This window comes from Paenibacillus alba (assembly GCF_013204855.1).
GTDB classification, from domain to species: Bacteria; Bacillota; Bacilli; order Paenibacillales; family NBRC-103111; genus Paenibacillus_E; species Paenibacillus_E alba.
Window position 1 is genome coordinate 331,260 of record NZ_JABMKZ010000006.1, and the last position, 16,506, is coordinate 347,765.

Below are 16,506 nucleotides of genomic sequence, written 5' to 3' on the forward strand. Positions count from 1 at the left end.
CATTCCATTCCAAGAAAAGCGCTTGGATGATCAATAGAGTAGTTCTGTTGTTCCAACAGAAAGGGCTATTTGCTAACTTTTTGCTTGACACTTTTTGAAAACGGGAGCTATAATAAAAATATAAGATGTGTAACCGGTTACACATTGATTGTTACACAAAGATCATACATCGAAGTTTTTCTTTTATTCATTGGTTATAATAAATAAAATAGCAAATTTCGGATATGTGTAACCGTTTACCTATTACCTAAAATTGGATGTGGGGAGCGGGTTGTCCGCATCAGTAGGAGTGGGTCGTAACAAATGGCAACGATTAGAGATGTCGCGAAATTAGCTGGAGTTTCAGTAGCGACGATTTCCCGTTATCTCAACAAAAATGGGTATGTTAATGAAGATACGAAGCTAAAGGTCCAACAAGCGATTAAGACGCTTCAGTATGAGCCCAACGCGATAGCCAGAGGGCTGGCGGGAAGGAAAACAGGGACGATCGCTCTTATTTTCCCTGATATTACGAATCCCTTTTTTGCTGAGTTGGCCAGAGCTGTAGAAGATGTGGCAAGGATGTACGGGTACACAGTTATTTTGTGCAACTCGGACAATCAGGCCGACAAGGAACAAACGTACATCAAGGTACTCAAGCAGCGTTATGTAGATGGCATTTTGTTCGCCTCTTACAACCTTCGCTCCGACGATGTAGAAGCATTGAAGAGTGAGAAGATTCCACTTGTTATTCTTGATAGAGCGCCGCGAGATGCATCCTGCTCGGTGGTCAGCTCGAAGCATTTGGAAGGAGCCCAGATGGCTGTACAGCATCTGATGGATGTGGGATGCAAGAAAATCGCCCATATCTATGGCCCGCAGGAGACGGTAACCGGAAGAGAGCGGTTCATCGGATACGAGCAATCGGTGAAGCATCTTCCTTGGTATTCACCCAGTCTAGTGGAACCAGGCCACTTCCGTGTTGATGGCGGGATGGCTGCCGTAGAGAATTTGATGCAGCGTCATCCGGATATTGACGGCATTTTTGCTGGCAACGACATGATGGCGATCGGAGCGCTCAAGAAGCTCCAGCGCATGGGACTAAGCGTACCTGATCAAGTTGCGCTAGTCGGATTTGACGGCATCGATTTAACGCTGATTGTCGAGCCGGAGATTACGACAGTTGCTCAACCGATTTATGACATGGGCATGTTGTCTACGCGGCTGTTGATTAAGAAGATTGAAGGCGACATACAAGAAGAGCAGACACATTTATTTGATGTGAATCTCATAACTAGAGGATCGACAGAAAGGAAAAGAACTGATGAATAAACCCCGTATTGTGGTCATCGGGAGCTTGAATATGGACATTGTTGTGGAAACGTCCCGATTTCCACGTGTTGGGGAAACACTGACAGGCGAGCATGTCCATTTTATTCCAGGCGGCAAAGGCGCGAACCAAGCGGTCGCTGCTGCTAGACTTGGAGGTCAAACAACAATGATCGGCTCGATCGGAGACGATATGTTTGGGAAATCGCTGATCGAATATCTGAATCAGGATTTAATTTCTACCGATCATATCAAGCGGATAGCAGACACGCCAACAGGTATCGCTTCTATCACGCTAGCTGAATCGGACAACCGTATCGTTGTTATTCCTGGCGCGAATGCAAAGTGTTTGCCGGAACATATCCAAGCCTTGGAGCAAGTTATCAGCGAGCATGATATTGTGCTTGTACAGTTGGAAATTCCCCTTGAAACGGCTTCGGCCGCATGTGAGTTAGCGAAGAAGTTAGGTAAAACAGTGATTTTGAACCCAGCACCTGCACGCAAGCTGCCAGAGTCGATGCTGAAATGCGTAGATTATATCACGCCCAACAGGTTGGAGCTGGAAACGCTCACAGGTATTGATGCCTCTGGCGATCAGCTGCAGACGGCAATGGAAGCGCTGCTGGAGATGGGACCGAGTTGTGTCGTAACGACGCTTGGCGAGGAAGGTTCCGCCTTTCTGCGCACAGGTGAGTCCTTAGTGAAAGTTTCAGCTTATCATGTTCCTGTTGTTGATACGACCGGGGCCGGAGATGCCTATAATGGCGGACTGGCTTATGCTTTAGCGGCCGGTTATGCATTGAATGAGGCGGTTGTTTTCGCCAGCAAAGTATCCGCGATGTCTGTTACCAAGCTTGGTGCCCAAGCGGGTATGCCGACACAAGCAGATTTAAACAAACTTTCCATCCAATAAGAACATCCTAAGGGGGATATAGGCGATGAAAAAAAGTTTAGGCATTACTGCGTTACTGTTACTTTCGGTTTTGGTTTTCTTGGCGGGTTGTGGTAAATCTACGACAACCCCTGCCAATACGGCTAGTCCCGGCAAAGCTGCGATAACGAAGAAAATCAATGCGGCCTATTTTGTAAACGGTACACTTGGAGATAAAGGGTTCTTCGACTCTGCACAAAGAGGTGTGAAGCAAGCTAGTGAAACGCTGGGTATCGATGTGAAAACCGTTGAAGGCGGCACGAATCAAGCGGATTGGCCGGCAGGTTTGGAATCCCTTGCTTCGAGCGGGAAATATGATGTTATCGTTCTAGGAACGAGCCAAATGACAGATATCATCAAAGATGTGGCGAAGCGTTATGAGAAACAAAAATTTATTTTCTTTGATGAAGCGATTACAGGTCTTCCGAATGTATACTCCATGACTTACTCGCAAAATGAAGGATCTTTCATGGCCGGCGCTTTTGCCGCATTGGTCACAACAAGCACAGAATTGAAAGGTGCAAATCCAGAAAAAGTTATCGGTTTTATCGGCGGGATGGACATTCCAATTATTAATGACTTCAAAGCGGGCTATGAGCAAGGCGCTAAATATGTGGATCCTGCAATTTCGGTTGTCGCTTCTTATGTTGGTGATTTTGCAAACGCTCCCAAAGGGAAAGAACTCGCACTCGCTCAATATAATTCGCAAAAAGTTGATATCGCTTTCAATGTGGCAGGGGGAGCAGGTCTTGGCCTTCTGGAAGCCGGTAATTCGTTAGGCAAATACTCGATTGGTGTCGATTCCAACCAAAATGGCCTATATCCGGGCAGTGTCTTAACGTCCATGGTGAAATCCATTGATAATTCGGTTCTTCGGGCATTAACCCTCTACAGCCAAGACAGACTGGGCTTTGGCAAGAATGAAGTCTTGGGGATTAAAGAAGGCGGAGTAGGTCTGGCGAAGGATGATCTGTACAACAAAAACGTACCTAAAGCGATTCAAGATAAAATCATGGAAATTGAAGATAAGTTAAACAAAGGCGAAATCAAAGTACAAACGACTTTGAAATAAGCCGGATCACGAAGGGGGAACGCAGCCATGGCGATTTTGCTGGAGATGAAAGACATCCATAAGACGTACCCCAACGGTACGAAGGCAAATCGTGGTGTGGATTTAACCGTGCATGAAGGTGAGATCCATGCCCTGGTCGGCGAGAATGGAGCAGGCAAGTCGACGCTAATGAAGATATTGTTCGGACTGGAGGCGCCGACGAGCGGCTCGATTCTCTACAAGGGACAGCCGCTGCGCTTTCAAGGGCCCAAAGATGCGATCAAGCAAGGCATGGGCATGGTGCACCAGCATTTTATGCTCGTCCCATCGCTCACTGTTTCAGAGAACATCGTGCTTGGCGAGGAGCCCGTCAAAGGGCTTTTCTCCCTCGTGCGGGATCGTACGAAGGAATTTTCCGAGATTGAGAAGTTGATTGAAACTTTCAAACTGAAAGTAGATCCGCGTGCGACGGTTGAAACGATATCTGTTGGGCAAAAGCAACGTGTGGAAATTATTAAAGTGCTGTATCGCGGCGCGCGCCTTATTATCCTTGATGAACCTACGGCCGTCTTAACACCGCAGGAAACCGACGAGCTGTTTGAATCGATCCAAATGCTGGTGCGACAAGGCTATACGATTATTTTCATTACGCATAAACTGCGTGAAGTTATGGAAATCTCCAATCGGGTTACGGTGCTTAAAGCCGGGAAAACGATTACGACCATGCTCACTAAGGATACGAATCCGGAAGAAATTTCACGATTGATGGTTGGCAGAGAAGTGTTATTTCGCGTCGATAAGCAGCCTGCCGAACCGAAAGACATCGTATTATCAGTTAAAAATCTGTGTGCTTCTGATGATAAGGGGGCTCCGGCGCTTCGTGGCATTTCGCTTGATATTCGGGCTGGCGAGGTTGTTGGAATCGCTGGTGTGGAAGGGAACGGGCAAACGGAGCTAGTCGAAGCGATCACTGGCTTGCGGAAAGCTACGTCAGGCGAAATCCGCTATTTGGGCGACGAACTGATCGGGAAAAGCGCTGCCCAAATCCGCGCGATGAAAGTGGGGCACGTTCCTGAGGACCGGCAAACGACGGGAGCCAGTTTAACGTCGACCATTGCCGAAAACTTAATTCTTGACCATTACCGGAATCCTGAATTTCGTCGGGGCCCTTTTTTGAATAAAAAGAAAATCAAGCAATTTGCCAAAATTATGATGGATATTTACGATGTGCGCGCTCAAAACGAAGACGTGATGGCCGGGGCATTGTCCGGGGGGAACCTGCAAAAAGTGGTGATCGCTAGGGAGATTTCCAAAAATCCGAAGCTGCTGATCGCTTCGCAGCCAACGCGCGGCGTCGATATTGGAGCTATCGAATTCATCCATCGCGAGATTATCAAAAGGCGGGATGGCGGGGCGGCCGTACTGCTCGTTTCGGCTGAATTGTCAGAAGTCATGGGGTTAAGCGACCGCATTGCTGTTGTCTACAATGGTAAAATCGTTGCCGTTCTTGATAATCATGAAGGGCTGACCGAAGAGGAGCTCGGCTATTATATGTTGGGGATTAAAAGTCAGGAAAGGAAAGAGGCGCTCCAATGAATACAAGACAAGCTATTTATCTCGAGATCACAGGTATCATTGCCGCTGCCATCATGGCGATCCTTTGCGGATTTATCATTATTATGTTCTCCAGCCAACAGCCGATGGAAGCTATCAGTTCTTTTCTGGGCGGCCCGCTTTCGGGGGCGTTCAATATCGGCACGATTTTGAATAAAGCCGTTCCGCTTATTTTCACGGGATTAGCATTGTCCGTCGTATTTCAATGTGGCGTCTTCAGCATGGGAGCAGAAGGTCAACTGTACGTTGGAGCTTTCGTAGGCTCACTGGTCGCCGTCTATGTTCATGGATTGCCCGCTTGGATCTTGCTTCCCTTGGTTCTTCTATGTGCGATGGCTGGCGGAGCGCTCTATGGCGCAGTTCCAGGCTGGCTTAAGACCAAGTGGAATGCCAATGAAATTGTCACTACGCTCATGTTGAATTTCGTTGCCATTTTGACTACATCCTATTTGGTGAACAACGTGTTCAAAGATCCTGCCAGTGGCGGCTACGCCCGTATGCATTATGTAGGGGATGGGGCAAAGCTGGGCAAAATTTTCGCAGGTTTTCCAGCGCATTATGGTGTGCTGATTGCCCTCTTGGCAGCCGTAGTTGTTTATCTTTTGATGTACAAAACAAGATCAGGCTATGAGATGCGTTTGGTTGGCAAAAACAGCCGATTTGCCAATTACGGCGGTATTTCAACGAAACGTGTTGTGATCGTAAGCGTCATGATCAGCGGAGCGCTTGCTGGACTAGCTGGTATTGTGGAAATTCTGGGTGTACATGGGACGTATAAAGATAATTTCTCATCAGGACTAGGATTTGATGGGATTATCATCGCATTGCTTGCCAGAAATCACCCGATTGGCGTTGTGGCAGTGAGCCTGTTCTATGCTTATCTTCAAGTAGGCGCTACACAAATGCAGGTCGGAAGCGACGTGCCGCGCGAATTGGCTATTATTATCCAGGTTATGTTGGTCTTATTCGTATCTTCACAAGCTATCTTCACGTATCTGAAACAAAAATTCGCGTTGCGTCAAAAGGCGGTGAACTAAGATGCTATCAGCTCTTTGGGCACAAATCATCGACTTATCGCTGTTCGTCGTGCTTCTCAGATTCACAACCCCGATCCTGCTTTCGGCTCTGGGCGGACTTATCGCTGATGTCGCAGGAGTCATCAATATCGGTTTGGAAGGCCTTATGCTTATCTCGGCTTTCAGTGCGATTGCCGTTGGCTCTGTAACGGATAGTTGGGTTCTTGGTGTGGTGGCGGGAGTCGCTTCCTCGATGCTGGTGTGTTACGGAATGGGTTTCTTCTCGCTCAAATTGAAAGTGGATATGATCATTACCGGTTTTGCCGTCAATATATTCGGTTCAGGCGTGACGATTTTTCTTATGAATAAAATTTTTGGGGTGACGGGCAACTACTCCCCCTCGGCTGTTCACAATATCCCTGTCGTTCGTATTCCGGTTATTGATACGATCCCTGTCCTTGGGAAGGTGCTTAGCGGACATAGTCTCATGACGTGGATTGCGTTCCTTTCCGTGCTTATCTGTGTATTTATTCTCTACAAAACACCGTATGGCGTTCATCTCCGTTCGGTCGGCGAAGCGCCGCAAGCAGCCAAATCGCTTGGCATATCGGTGAACCGCATTCAATTCTCGGCACTCGCTTGGAGTGGGTTTTTCACAGGCTTAGCTGGCGCGTACTTATCGATGGGGATGACGAGCATGTTCGTGAAGGACATGACGGCGGGAACCGGATTTCTGGCGCTGGCGGTCGTATTGCTGGGGAATCGCAACCCGATTGGTATATTATTCGGCTCGCTGATCTTCGGGTTGGCCAGCGCTATTGCGACAGTCGTGCAAACCATTCCGGGGAGTAAAGTTCCGAGTCAGTTTATCCAAATGATTCCTTATCTTGTTACGATAGCAGCGCTTGTTTTCTTTGCGATTCGCAAGAAGAAGAAGCTGAATGATGCGCTCAGAGCGCAGTCCGAAAGATCACCAAATGCAGCTGTAGCATAACTAAAATAGTGGATAAAAGCTGGGAGGCGGAGCGAACGATGGAAAATGGTAAACGGAAAATCATGATTGATTGCGATCCTGGGCACGATGATGCTATCGCGATCTTGCTGGCAGGGGCTAACCCGCATGTGGAACTGGTCGCTATTACGACGGTAGCAGGCAATGCAGAGGTTGAGAAAACGACGCTTAATGCGTTGAAAGTATGTGAACTGGCTGGCCTCACGCACGTTCCAGTTGCCAAAGGTGCCGGACAGCCGCTCATACGCAAGCGTCAGACGGCAGCCGATATCCATGGCGAATCGGGTATGGATGGTCCTTTGCTGCCTAATCCAAGCAAAGCGATGGAAGAGGAGCATGCCGTAGATCTCCTTATTCGCAAGTTAATGGAGTCTGATGGCGATATTACGCTGGTCCCTGTCGCGCCGCTTACGAATATTGCACTCGCGATGCGCAAAGAACCTGCGATTTTATCTAAAATACAGGAAATTGTCATCATGGGCGGAGGAACGTTCGGCAATACTACACCCGCTGCGGAGTTCAATATTTATGTAGACGCGGAAGCGGCGAAGGTAGTTTTCGAGAGCGGCGTACCGATCACGATGATGGGGCTGGATTTAACCCACCAAGCGATCGTAACCGAAGAAATCCATCAACGCATTCTCGACGTGGACAACCGTGTATCACATTTTGTTCATGAACTGTTGGGATTTTTCGCTCATACGTACAAGGAAGTTTTTGGCTTCGCCGGTGCTCCGATTCACGATGCTTGCTGCGTCGCTTACTGCATTGATCCAACGGCATTCGGAACGAAGAAGCTGCGGGTGGATATCGAAACTAAAGGCGAGCATACGTACGGGATGACCGTCGTTGACTTGCTTGGCGTCACAGGTCGTGAGCCTAATGTTAATGTTGCTTTCACGCTTGATCAGGATAAATTCTGGGCTATGCTCATTCAAACTTTGAAAAACTACACGTAGAGGTGATCACAATGCAAAATGTGCGGATGATTCTTGATGTTGATACAGGTATTGATGATTCAATGGCGATTCTTCTCGCTCTAAAAACGAAGCATGTCAAAGTAGAAGGCATTACGACTGTATTCGGGAATACCGATGTGGTGCAAGCGACCCGAAATACGCTGCAAGTGATTGAGCTGTCTGGTGTTCCTTATGAAGTGCCGGTCGCCATGGGGGCAGCGCGCCCGTTGTACCGCGATTGGAAAGGGCCTGTCACGCACATTCATGGCGATAACGGTATCGGCAATTGCGAGCTTCCGCTGCCCAAAGGCAAGGCTATTTCCGAAAGCGCCTCAGACTTTATTGTGCGCATGGTCAATGAGAACCCGCACGAGCTGACCTTTGTGTTCGTGGGCCGCATGACGAACCTGGCCCTTGCCCTCGCCAAAGATCCTTCCATCGCTTCCAAGGTGAAACGCCTTGTCATCATGGGCGGCGCAGTGAAAGTGCCTGGCAACGTGACTCCAGCTGCTGAAGCGAACATCTACGGCGATCCGGAGGCCGCGCATCGCGTCTTTGAATCGGGCATCCCGATTACGCTCGTTGGCCTTGATGTCACTATGAAAACGATCATCGGCGAGGAACAACGTCTTCACCTTATGGAGTCGCCAGCTCCAGGCAATGAGAGAGCCGCGGCTTACATCGGTGAAGCCTTCCAATTTTATTTTGGCGCCTATGACAAGCAAAACGGTTTCTACGGCGCGCCTCTGCATGACCCGCTTGCGGTAGCTGTTGCGGCTCATCCGGATCTGATTACGACAGAAGAACATTACATCCGTATTGAAACTAAAGGTACGATGTCCTATGGAGCTACACTCGCAGATTTGCGCAGATCGGTGGAGGTTACGAATACATCGGTTGGGGTTGATGTCGACAGCCCGCGGTTTCTTGACTACTTCATTACCACATTAAAGAGCTAACGAGAGGAGACACATAGATGAAACCGGTTATTTTGGATGTTGATACAGGTATTGATGATGCGTTGGCTATCAGCTACGCTGTAAATTCCCCTGAGCTCGAGCTGCTGGGTGTGACGACTTGCTTCGGCAATGTAACCGTTCAGGAGGCGACCCGCAATACGCTGCTTGTTCTGGAGCATTTGGACAGCTCCATTCCTGTCGTTCCTGGAGCAGCGAAGCCGTTCTTTGTCAGCCGCGTGAAAGCGAGTGCGGTTCATATACACGGAAGGGACGGCATGGGGAATACGCTGAGCGAAGGCGAGCAGCCGAAGCGGGAAGCGTCGTCGCAATTTGCGCCGCAATTTATTATCGATCAGGTGCGGAGCAGACCGCATCAGGTAACGATTATCACCGTGGCTGCGATGACGAATCTGGCGCTGGCCATTATGCAAGCGCCAGACATTGTGAAGCTGATCGATAATGTCATCGTCATGGGCGGAGCGGTAACGCGTGCCGGCAATGCAACGCCGCATGCCGAAGCGAACATTTATGCCGACCCGGAAGCCGCGGATTATGTCTTTGCTTCCGGCGTCCCGATTACGCTTGTCGGTCTGGACGTGACGATGGAGACGCTGCTGCCGAAGAAGGACGTTGAGGCGTGGCGGGACAAGGAGACGGCACTGGGAACTTTAATGGCGGATATGACGGAGTTTTACATTGACGCCTATGAAGATTTCTACCCAGGCATCGGCGGCTGTGGTCTGCACGATCCGCTTGCCGTAGGTGTCGCGATCAATCCGGGCTTTGTCACAACAACTCCGCTCTATGTGCGGGTTGATTTGGATGGTTTCCATACGCTGGGCCGCACTGTGGGAGACTTGCGCAGCAAGCCCGCGAATGAGCCCAACATGCAAGTTTGTTTGAAAGTAGATACGGAACAGTTTCTGAGACATTTTCTCAGTAGAGTAGTTTGACTGGAAGTGACTCGTTTTTCAAGTAGTTTTTTTGTATAATGGCATAATAACGAAACGTGGCGGACTGGGCACACAGTCCGCTTTTTTCTTTTCGCAGGGAGGCATCATGAAATACATTCTATTTGTTTTGGCCGGAGCATGCAGCTTCGGTATGTTATCCACGTTTGTAAAGAAAGCCTATGAATCAGGCTTCAACGTTGGCGATGTCGTTGGCAGCCAAAACCTTTTTGGCGTACTCATGCTGTGGATTTTGGTGCTTGTTTCAGCTAAATCGAACAAACAAGCCACAGCCACAAGCTCGTTTAAAGTATCCAAGCGACAAGTCTTCTCGCTCATGTTGGTAGGAACAACGACAGGTTTGACGGGTATGTTTTATTACGCGGCGCTGCAATATATATCTGCATCCTTCGCTATTATCCTTCTATTCCAATTCACGTGGATGGGCATCCTTTTGGAGGCGATTGTTGAACGCAAGCGTCCTGGCAAGGAGAAGCTGTTCTCCCTGGTCATTTTGTTTATCGGTATTATTATGGCAAGCGGTTATTTAGGCGGGGGGAAAGAAGCCATCTCTTGGATGGGTGTGACCCTAGGGCTGCTGGCTGCTGTGACGTATGCCTTGTTCATCTGGTTTAGCGGCAAAACGGCCAAACAAGTCGCTCCGATCACACGAAGCGCCATTATGCTAACCGGCTCCTTTATTCTTGTTATGCTCGTGTTCCCGCCTCACTTTCTTGTGAACGGTTCTTTGCATGAGGCGCTGCTCCCATGGGCGCTGCTGCTGGCGCTCTTCGGCGTGGTCATCCCGCCGTTGTTCTTCGCCATTGGGGTACCCAAGGTTGGAGGCGGCTTGGCGACGATCCTGAGCGCGGCTGAATTGCCGATGGCTGTGGTGATGTCCTATTTCGTGTTGAACGAAGCCGTCAACTGGCTGCAATGGCTGGGCGTCGTGGTAACGATGTGCGGGATTGCCCTTCCTGAGCTGATGAAGCGAATGAAGAAGCCGGTCTTTCTTCGCGAGCAGTTATAATTCGTGTAAAACCAAAGAGCCACGCCCCTGATTAGGGAAGCGTGGCTCTTTGATTTTTCTTCAGCCGATTACATTCATCGGTGTTCCTTCTTTGTAGGCCCGTACGTTATCAACCGCTACAGCCATCAGACGTGTACGCGCTTCTTGGGTAGCCCAAGCGATATGCGGGGTAATGATGACATTTCGTGCATGCAATAGGGGGTTGTCCGGGCTTGGCGGCTCGACGGTTAATACATCTAGCCCGGCTCCGCCCAATCGGCCCTCATTCAGCGCCTGCGCAACATCATCCTCATTCAGAAGTCCGCCTCTTGCTGTATTTAGCAAAATGGCCGTTGGCTTCATCAGCGCAATTCGCTCCGCATTGATCCATTGAGTTGTTTCGGGAGTCAGCGGGCAATGCAGACTGACGACATCCGCCCGTCGCAGAAGCTCCTCCGCCTGTACCCATTCAATCCCAGGGATAGGCTCTGGAACACGTCGGCCGCTGCCTGCAGCAAGTACCTTCATGCCCATTGCCTGTGCGATGAGCGCCGTTTGTTTGCCGATTTGGCCGAGGCCAATCAGTCCTATCGTTTTACCGCTTAGCTCAACGAGAGGGGAGCGGCTGTAGCTGAAATCAACCGAACTGGCCCAATCCCCGTTCTGAACACTGTCGCTGTGCTGCTGAACACGATGGCAGAACTCCAATAACAAAGCAAAAACCAACTGTGCTACGGAATGTGTGCTGTAAGCCGGAACATTCGTGACCACAACGCCATTTTCCTTGGCCGCTTGCACATCAACGATATTGTAGCCAGTCGCGAGTACGCCAATATAGCGAAGATGAGGGAGCTGCTTGATCGTTTCGGCCGTAATCGGCGTTTTGTTCGTTAGTACAATCTGAGCATGGGCAGCCCGCCCAGCGATTTGCGATTCCGCAGTTCGATCATGCAAGGTGACTTCGCCAAGCGCGTGCAGCCCGTCCCAGTCCAGATCGCCTGGATTAAGTGTATATCCGTCAAGGACAACAATGTTCATCTGTATTTATCTCCCAACTCGTAAATTCTGGTCTATGTCATAAATCCTGAAGCCTCTATTTCGTCCCCGGTGCTTCGCGGAAAGGATTCATAAATAATTTGGGGATATTCGTCTCAAAACGAAGCAGCTGCCCTGTGGTCGGATGGATAAAAGCCAGCACACGCGCATGGAGCCCAAGTCGTCCAATCTCTTTGGTTTTCGCTCCGTATTTCTTGTCGCCGACAACCGGGTGCCCGATATCCTGCATATGCACGCGGATTTGATTTTTGCGGCCCGTTTCCAAATTCACTTCAAGCAAAGAGAAGCTTCGATTGGTTTGGATGGTTTTGTAATGCGTCACGGCGTGCTGCCCATCATTTGGAAACGGGGTAGAGAACATTTTCAGCGATTTCGTATGTTCCTTAAGCCAGGAGGAAATGGTGCCTTCCGGCTTTTTCACCATGCCTTCAACCAAAGCGACGTAGGTCCGTTCTTTCACGCTTTCCTGCCAAGTATTCTGGAGGTGCTGTTGAGCCTTTTCATTTTTGGCAAACATCATGACACCCGAGGTATCCCGATCTAGACGGTGTACGACGAAGATTCTTGCCTTCGGATCATGGTTGCGTACATGCGCGGTAAGCTGGCGATATGCGGTTATCTCATTCTCTTGTGTATTTGCGGCGATGGACAGCAGTCCAGCATCCTTTTGAATGACGATCACATCATCATCCTCATGGAGAATGGACATGCCCGCCAGAGGGATGTCCTCTACGATTTTATCTTTATTAATCGTCACCGTTTGGTCTGGCAGTAAGGGGTGATTGTAAGCTGTTACCGCTTTGCCATTCACAGCGACTTGTCCACGGGCGAGAATCGCTTTGACGGAATTTCTTCCCAAACTCGACAGCTTCTCTATTAAAAAAGGCAGGAGCTCCATCGGCTCTTTCACCGTATATTGACGCGTATTCATCTCTTGGTTAGCTTTGGAGTAGCTCGGACTGGAGCTAGGCTTCTGTTTAAAGGTTGGTTTCTGACTAAAGTTTTTTTTCGGACCTGGACTGTTGCCTTGCTTTTTTTGCATACATAAACCTCCGATTTCATTTCCGTTCCTTTGTTTCACAGTACTCAATATACCACGTTCACAAAAGCATTTGAAACGCTCTAGCGCAAACTCTTCTGAAATGATTAACGGTATGCGGACTTCCCGCAGGGGGAACACTGATTACTAAAACCCTATGAATGAGAAATGGTGGGAATCTACATGCTTTTATATCAGCTAACCCAGTGGTTCGAAGAACGTACCACCCTGCAAAAAGCGCTGCAAAGTGGAGCAGATGAAGACAACATGAGCCTGCTGCAGGTAAGAATTCAAGAAGTCGAGGAGCAGCTGCACGTTCATGCCGAACGATGGAAAAATGCGATTCAAGAAGCTTCTTACCTGCAATTCCCTTATGAGAATCCTGTTTTGGATGACGATATGGTTCTTTAGCTAATCTTTTGAATTCTTTTGCAGTCTGCAGGAGGCTTGTCTTTGTATTTCCTCCGTTTTCGTGTAGAATTAGAGTGATCGATAAACGAAAATAGAACGAGGTTTTTTGCGAATGAAAGTACTTGTAACGACACTGAACGCCAAATTCATTCATACTTCCTTAGCACTTCGCTATCTAAAAGCGTTTTGCGAGAAGGATTTTGATGTTGAAATTACAGAATATACGATCAAAGATCCGGTCATGAATGTCGTGTCCGATATTTATCAGAAAGCCCCCGATGTGCTTGGGTTTTCGTGTTATATTTGGAACATTGAAGAAACGATTACGATTATTAAAATGATCAAAAAAATACGGCCGGATCTCCTGATCATGCTTGGGGGTCCTGAAGTCTCCTACGACACCGAGTACTGGATGAACCGTATTCCCGAGGTTGATTTCATCGTGATGGGTGAAGGGGAAGAGACCTTCCACCAGTTGTTGACGGAGATTTCAACGACGCGCAAATACCATTTCGTCTATGGTTTGGCTTACCGCAAAGGTGAGGAAGTCATCCTCATGCCAGGCAGACCAAAGCTGAAATTGGATGATATCCCGTCTCCGCACCGCTTTGCGGAAGATGTGCCCAGCCTGGCGAACCGTGTTGTTTATTTTGAAACGAGCCGGGGCTGCCCGTTCTCTTGTCAATTCTGTCTTTCGAGTATTGAAGTGGGCGTGCGTTATTTTGACATGGAACGAACGAAGTCGGATTTGCTCTATTTAATTGATTCCGGGGCCAAGCTGATTAAATTCGTGGATCGGACTTTTAATATTAAGCGGGATTATGCGATGGAGATTTTTGAATTTCTGATTGCCAATCACCGTGGAGCCGTGTTTCAGTTCGAGATTACGGCGGATATCATGCGTCCTGAGGTACTGGATTATTTGGCAGAGAATGCGCCTCCAGGTACGTTCCGTTTTGAAATTGGCGTACAATCGACGAATGATACGACCAATGATCTAGTCCAGCGCAGGCAAAACTTCTTCAAGCTGAGCCGTACGGTGTCCAAAGTGAAAAACAGCTTGAAAATTGACCAGCATCTTGATTTAATTGCCGGCTTGCCGGAAGAGGACTATAACTCGTTTCGGAAGACGTTTAATGACGTGTTCGAGTTGGGACCGGAAGAGCTTCAGCTTGGTTTCTTAAAAATGCTGCGCGGTACCGGTATGCGCAATGACGCACACAAATATGGCTATGTCTACATGGACCATGCTCCTTATGAAATTCTGGGCAACGACATCCTGCCCTTCACCGATTTGATTCGGATCAAACGGGTCGAGGACGTGCTCGAGAAATATTGGAACGCACATCGTATGGATCATACGGTCAAATACTTAATCAAGCATGAATTTGCGTCTGCATTCGATTTCTTCCAGGAATTTGGCGATTTCTGGGAGGGGCGCGGCTGGCAGAAAATCGGGCATCAGCTAGAGGATCTCTTCACGCGTCTGCGTGATTTCCTGCTGTCTCGCGGGACGATGGATATACGCGTCATTGAAGGCTTGATGAAGCTGGATTATTTCCTGGGTCATAAATATAAGCCGCGCAAAATCTGGTGGGACTTCACCTTGGAGAAGTCCGAGCAGAACAGCTACTTCAAGCTGCTCGCGGAGCAGCCTGAGCTTGTCAGCGGAGAGTTCCACCAGCTCCGCATCAACGAGAAAGACCTCCATAAGCATGTCATGCTGGAGGTTCTGCCTTTCGCTTTGCAGACATATCTGCAAAGCGGCGAGATCGATGCGAGCAGCAAGGAGCTGCTCGTTGTGCACTTCCCGCCGGACGCTCAGCAGCCGGCTCATTACTACACGATGCCGCTGCATCAGGCGGCCACGGTTTAACAATAGCCCCACCCCTTCGACGAAGGGGTGGGGTTTCTTTTGCGCTCCTTTGATTGAAACTTTGCTCCTGAGGGTAATCTATGGTAGTTGAAACAGGAAGCCATTTGAGAATCTGAGAGGAGAGTTCCCCATGATTGAAACCAAACAGCTGGAAGACCAAATCTCGAAAGTATTGGATGCTAATCCCATTTGCTCCTTTGGTACCATAGATGGCAAGAAGCCAAAGGTTCGGTACATGGCTTTGTTCCACGAAGGCTTGAAGCTATACTTGGCGACGAACAGCAAAACCGATAAAGTAGACGAGATTAAAGAGAATCCCAATGTCCATATTTTGGTTGGATACGATGGCAAACGCTCGTCCGACATCCTGCAAGTCGAAGCCACTGCTGACATATGCAGCGACAATTCGCTTCGTGAGAAGCTATGGGAAAATTCATTCAAAGAATGGTTCAAAGGCCCCCACGATCCAGAATATGTAGTGCTGGAAATTACACCATCTTCGATCGAATACACAAGCGGGCACGACAAGCCGCGGGTATGGAAGAAATAAGGACGGGCGGCTCCCGCAATGCAATTCCCAAAAAACCTTCAATCCCACATTTCATGTGGTGCTGAAGGTTTTTTGGTGGGTTCTGCCGCAGGCATTGACTGTTCAGCTTGCTGGCAGGCTGAAGTTCGTGCTGTCAGCGGCTTGAGCTTGCTGGCGATGCTGAAGCTCGTGCCTTTTGCCACACTTGATTCGTGCCGACCACCGCTCGAACTCGCAAAACCTGCTGAAGTTCGTGCCGACCACCGCTCGAACTCGCAAAACCTGCTGAAGTTCGTGCCGTTTGCCCCTCGATTCGTGCCGACTACCTCTCGAACTTGCAAAACCTGCTAAAGTGCAGGCTTTTTTCCAATAATCGCTTGAAAATAAGAAAAAGATGCGATTATGCAGGAATTTTGGGATTTTTTAGCCTGAAAGTAGTCATGAGCCGGAAAAAGATGCACAATCGCAGGAATTTGCGGTAAAAGCTCAAATACACTCCGAAAAAGATGCACTTTCGCAGGCTTTTCTGCATCCAGAGGATCTAATCACTTTCTAGCTCATACCACTTGCCAAGTCGCTATCAGCACCAACACATTATCGCTTAGACGCTCATAAACACACACCAAGCCGCTATCTACTCAAACACATTATCACTTAGAAGTTCATATGCAATTAGACTTAACAGTGGACACAACGAATTGGGAAATTAGATAATAGACCTATCCAAATTACGAGGTGTCCGAGATGAGTGAATTCCGCCAACGGTACAATCAAAAGTTTAAAGAG

The 16,506-nt window shown here is 48.7% G+C and carries 16 protein-coding genes; 14 read left to right on the forward strand and 2 right to left on the reverse strand.

All coding sequences use genetic code 11. The annotated features are described in order from the left end of the window. The first annotated feature begins 303 nt into the window (after positions 1–303). The 10 genes from HQN90_RS11830 (at position 304) to HQN90_RS11875 (ending at position 10,830) form a co-directional block, all read left to right on the forward strand. A complete protein-coding gene (locus tag HQN90_RS11830; RefSeq protein WP_173218410.1) occupies positions 304–1,311 on the forward strand; it encodes a LacI family DNA-binding transcriptional regulator in 1,008 nt (335 codons plus the stop codon). After that, positions 1,304–2,221, forward strand: a complete 918-nt coding sequence (rbsK, locus tag HQN90_RS11835; protein WP_173218412.1) for a ribokinase — start codon at positions 1,304–1,306, stop codon at positions 2,219–2,221. The genes HQN90_RS11830 and rbsK overlap by 8 nt, the downstream gene beginning before the upstream one ends. A gap of 25 nt (positions 2,222–2,246) precedes the next feature. Next, entirely contained in the window at positions 2,247–3,311 is a 1,065-nt protein-coding gene (locus HQN90_RS11840; protein ID WP_173218414.1) for a BMP family lipoprotein, read from the forward strand. Between the two features lie 27 nt (positions 3,312–3,338). After that, positions 3,339–4,886 (forward strand): ABC transporter ATP-binding protein, encoded by a 1,548-nt coding sequence (locus HQN90_RS11845; RefSeq protein WP_173218416.1) that lies wholly within the window; start codon positions 3,339–3,341, stop codon positions 4,884–4,886. Further along, the gene (locus tag HQN90_RS11850) at positions 4,883–5,941 is read left to right on the forward strand and encodes an ABC transporter permease (protein ID WP_173218418.1); all 1,059 of its coding nucleotides are present in this window, start codon (positions 4,883–4,885) and stop codon (positions 5,939–5,941) included. Before HQN90_RS11845 ends, HQN90_RS11850 begins: the two co-directional genes overlap by 4 nt. Before the next feature lies 1 nt (position 5,942). Beyond that, complete coding sequence (locus HQN90_RS11855) at positions 5,943–6,914, forward strand: ABC transporter permease (RefSeq protein WP_173218420.1); 972 nt, start codon at positions 5,943–5,945, stop codon at positions 6,912–6,914. A gap of 38 nt (positions 6,915–6,952) precedes the next feature. Beyond that, positions 6,953–7,891 carry a nucleoside hydrolase gene (locus HQN90_RS11860; RefSeq protein WP_173218422.1) on the forward strand — a complete coding sequence of 313 codons (939 nt, stop codon included), beginning with the start codon at positions 6,953–6,955 and terminating at the stop codon, positions 7,889–7,891. A gap of 11 nt (positions 7,892–7,902) precedes the next feature. Beyond that, a complete protein-coding gene (locus HQN90_RS11865) occupies positions 7,903–8,850 on the forward strand; it encodes a nucleoside hydrolase (RefSeq protein ID WP_079414071.1) in 948 nt (315 codons plus the stop codon). A 17-nt stretch (positions 8,851–8,867) separates the two neighbouring features. Continuing rightward, positions 8,868–9,803, forward strand: a complete 936-nt coding sequence (locus HQN90_RS11870) for a nucleoside hydrolase (RefSeq protein ID WP_173218424.1) — start codon at positions 8,868–8,870, stop codon at positions 9,801–9,803. Between the two features lie 106 nt (positions 9,804–9,909). Further along, positions 9,910–10,830: an EamA family transporter gene (locus HQN90_RS11875; RefSeq protein WP_173218426.1), complete on the forward strand. Its 921-nt coding sequence runs from the start codon at positions 9,910–9,912 to the stop codon at positions 10,828–10,830. A gap of 60 nt (positions 10,831–10,890) precedes the next feature. On the opposite strand, the gene HQN90_RS11880 is transcribed toward HQN90_RS11875, so the two are convergent. Continuing rightward, positions 10,891–11,847: a D-2-hydroxyacid dehydrogenase gene (locus tag HQN90_RS11880; protein ID WP_173218429.1), complete on the reverse strand. Its 957-nt coding sequence runs from the start codon at positions 11,845–11,847 to the stop codon at positions 10,891–10,893. Between the two features lie 55 nt (positions 11,848–11,902). Then, positions 11,903–12,907 carry an RluA family pseudouridine synthase gene (locus HQN90_RS11885; protein WP_173218431.1) on the reverse strand — a complete coding sequence of 335 codons (1,005 nt, stop codon included), beginning with the start codon at positions 12,905–12,907 and terminating at the stop codon, positions 11,903–11,905. 180 nt (positions 12,908–13,087) lie between these two features. On the opposite strand from HQN90_RS11885, the gene HQN90_RS11890 reads away from it, so the two are divergent. The 4 genes from HQN90_RS11890 (at position 13,088) to HQN90_RS11905 (ending at position 16,071) form a co-directional block, all read left to right on the forward strand. Beyond that, positions 13,088–13,315 (forward strand): hypothetical protein, encoded by a 228-nt coding sequence (locus tag HQN90_RS11890; protein ID WP_173218433.1) that lies wholly within the window; start codon positions 13,088–13,090, stop codon positions 13,313–13,315. A 112-nt stretch (positions 13,316–13,427) separates the two neighbouring features. After that, positions 13,428–15,191 (forward strand): B12-binding domain-containing radical SAM protein, encoded by a 1,764-nt coding sequence (locus HQN90_RS11895; protein WP_173218435.1) that lies wholly within the window; start codon positions 13,428–13,430, stop codon positions 15,189–15,191. Between the two features lie 130 nt (positions 15,192–15,321). Continuing rightward, complete coding sequence (locus HQN90_RS11900; RefSeq protein WP_173218437.1) at positions 15,322–15,741, forward strand: pyridoxamine 5'-phosphate oxidase family protein; 420 nt, start codon at positions 15,322–15,324, stop codon at positions 15,739–15,741. 18 nt (positions 15,742–15,759) lie between these two features. Beyond that, positions 15,760–16,071 carry a hypothetical protein gene (locus HQN90_RS11905; protein WP_173218439.1) on the forward strand — a complete coding sequence of 104 codons (312 nt, stop codon included), beginning with the start codon at positions 15,760–15,762 and terminating at the stop codon, positions 16,069–16,071. Positions 16,072–16,506 lie beyond the last annotated feature (435 nt).

What these genes read in the sequence shown, in the direction of transcription:
- HQN90_RS11855 (WP_173218420.1), top strand. Translation starts at nt 5,943, where the DNA reads ATGCTATCAGCTCTTTGGGCACAAATCATCGACTTATCGCTGTTCGTC.
- HQN90_RS11860 (WP_173218422.1), top strand. Translation starts at nt 6,953, where the DNA reads ATGGAAAATGGTAAACGGAAAATCATGATTGATTGCGATCCTGGGCAC.
- HQN90_RS11870 (WP_173218424.1), top strand. Translation starts at nt 8,868, where the DNA reads ATGAAACCGGTTATTTTGGATGTTGATACAGGTATTGATGATGCGTTG.
- HQN90_RS11875 (WP_173218426.1), top strand. Translation starts at nt 9,910, where the DNA reads ATGAAATACATTCTATTTGTTTTGGCCGGAGCATGCAGCTTCGGTATG.
- HQN90_RS11830 (WP_173218410.1), top strand. Translation starts at nt 304, where the DNA reads ATGGCAACGATTAGAGATGTCGCGAAATTAGCTGGAGTTTCAGTAGCG.
- HQN90_RS11895 (WP_173218435.1), top strand. Translation starts at nt 13,428, where the DNA reads ATGAAAGTACTTGTAACGACACTGAACGCCAAATTCATTCATACTTCC.
- rbsK (WP_173218412.1), top strand. Translation starts at nt 1,304, where the DNA reads ATGAATAAACCCCGTATTGTGGTCATCGGGAGCTTGAATATGGACATT.
- HQN90_RS11890 (WP_173218433.1), top strand. Translation starts at nt 13,088, where the DNA reads ATGCTTTTATATCAGCTAACCCAGTGGTTCGAAGAACGTACCACCCTG.
- HQN90_RS11885 (WP_173218431.1), bottom strand. Translation starts at nt 12,907, where the DNA reads ATGCAAAAAAAGCAAGGCAACAGTCCAGGTCCGAAAAAAAACTTTAGT.
- HQN90_RS11880 (WP_173218429.1), bottom strand. Translation starts at nt 11,847, where the DNA reads ATGAACATTGTTGTCCTTGACGGATATACACTTAATCCAGGCGATCTG.
- HQN90_RS11905 (WP_173218439.1), top strand. Translation starts at nt 15,760, where the DNA reads ATGCAATTCCCAAAAAACCTTCAATCCCACATTTCATGTGGTGCTGAA.
- HQN90_RS11900 (WP_173218437.1), top strand. Translation starts at nt 15,322, where the DNA reads ATGATTGAAACCAAACAGCTGGAAGACCAAATCTCGAAAGTATTGGAT.
- HQN90_RS11840 (WP_173218414.1), top strand. Translation starts at nt 2,247, where the DNA reads ATGAAAAAAAGTTTAGGCATTACTGCGTTACTGTTACTTTCGGTTTTG.
- HQN90_RS11865 (WP_079414071.1), top strand. Translation starts at nt 7,903, where the DNA reads ATGCAAAATGTGCGGATGATTCTTGATGTTGATACAGGTATTGATGAT.
- HQN90_RS11845 (WP_173218416.1), top strand. Translation starts at nt 3,339, where the DNA reads ATGGCGATTTTGCTGGAGATGAAAGACATCCATAAGACGTACCCCAAC.
- HQN90_RS11850 (WP_173218418.1), top strand. Translation starts at nt 4,883, where the DNA reads ATGAATACAAGACAAGCTATTTATCTCGAGATCACAGGTATCATTGCC.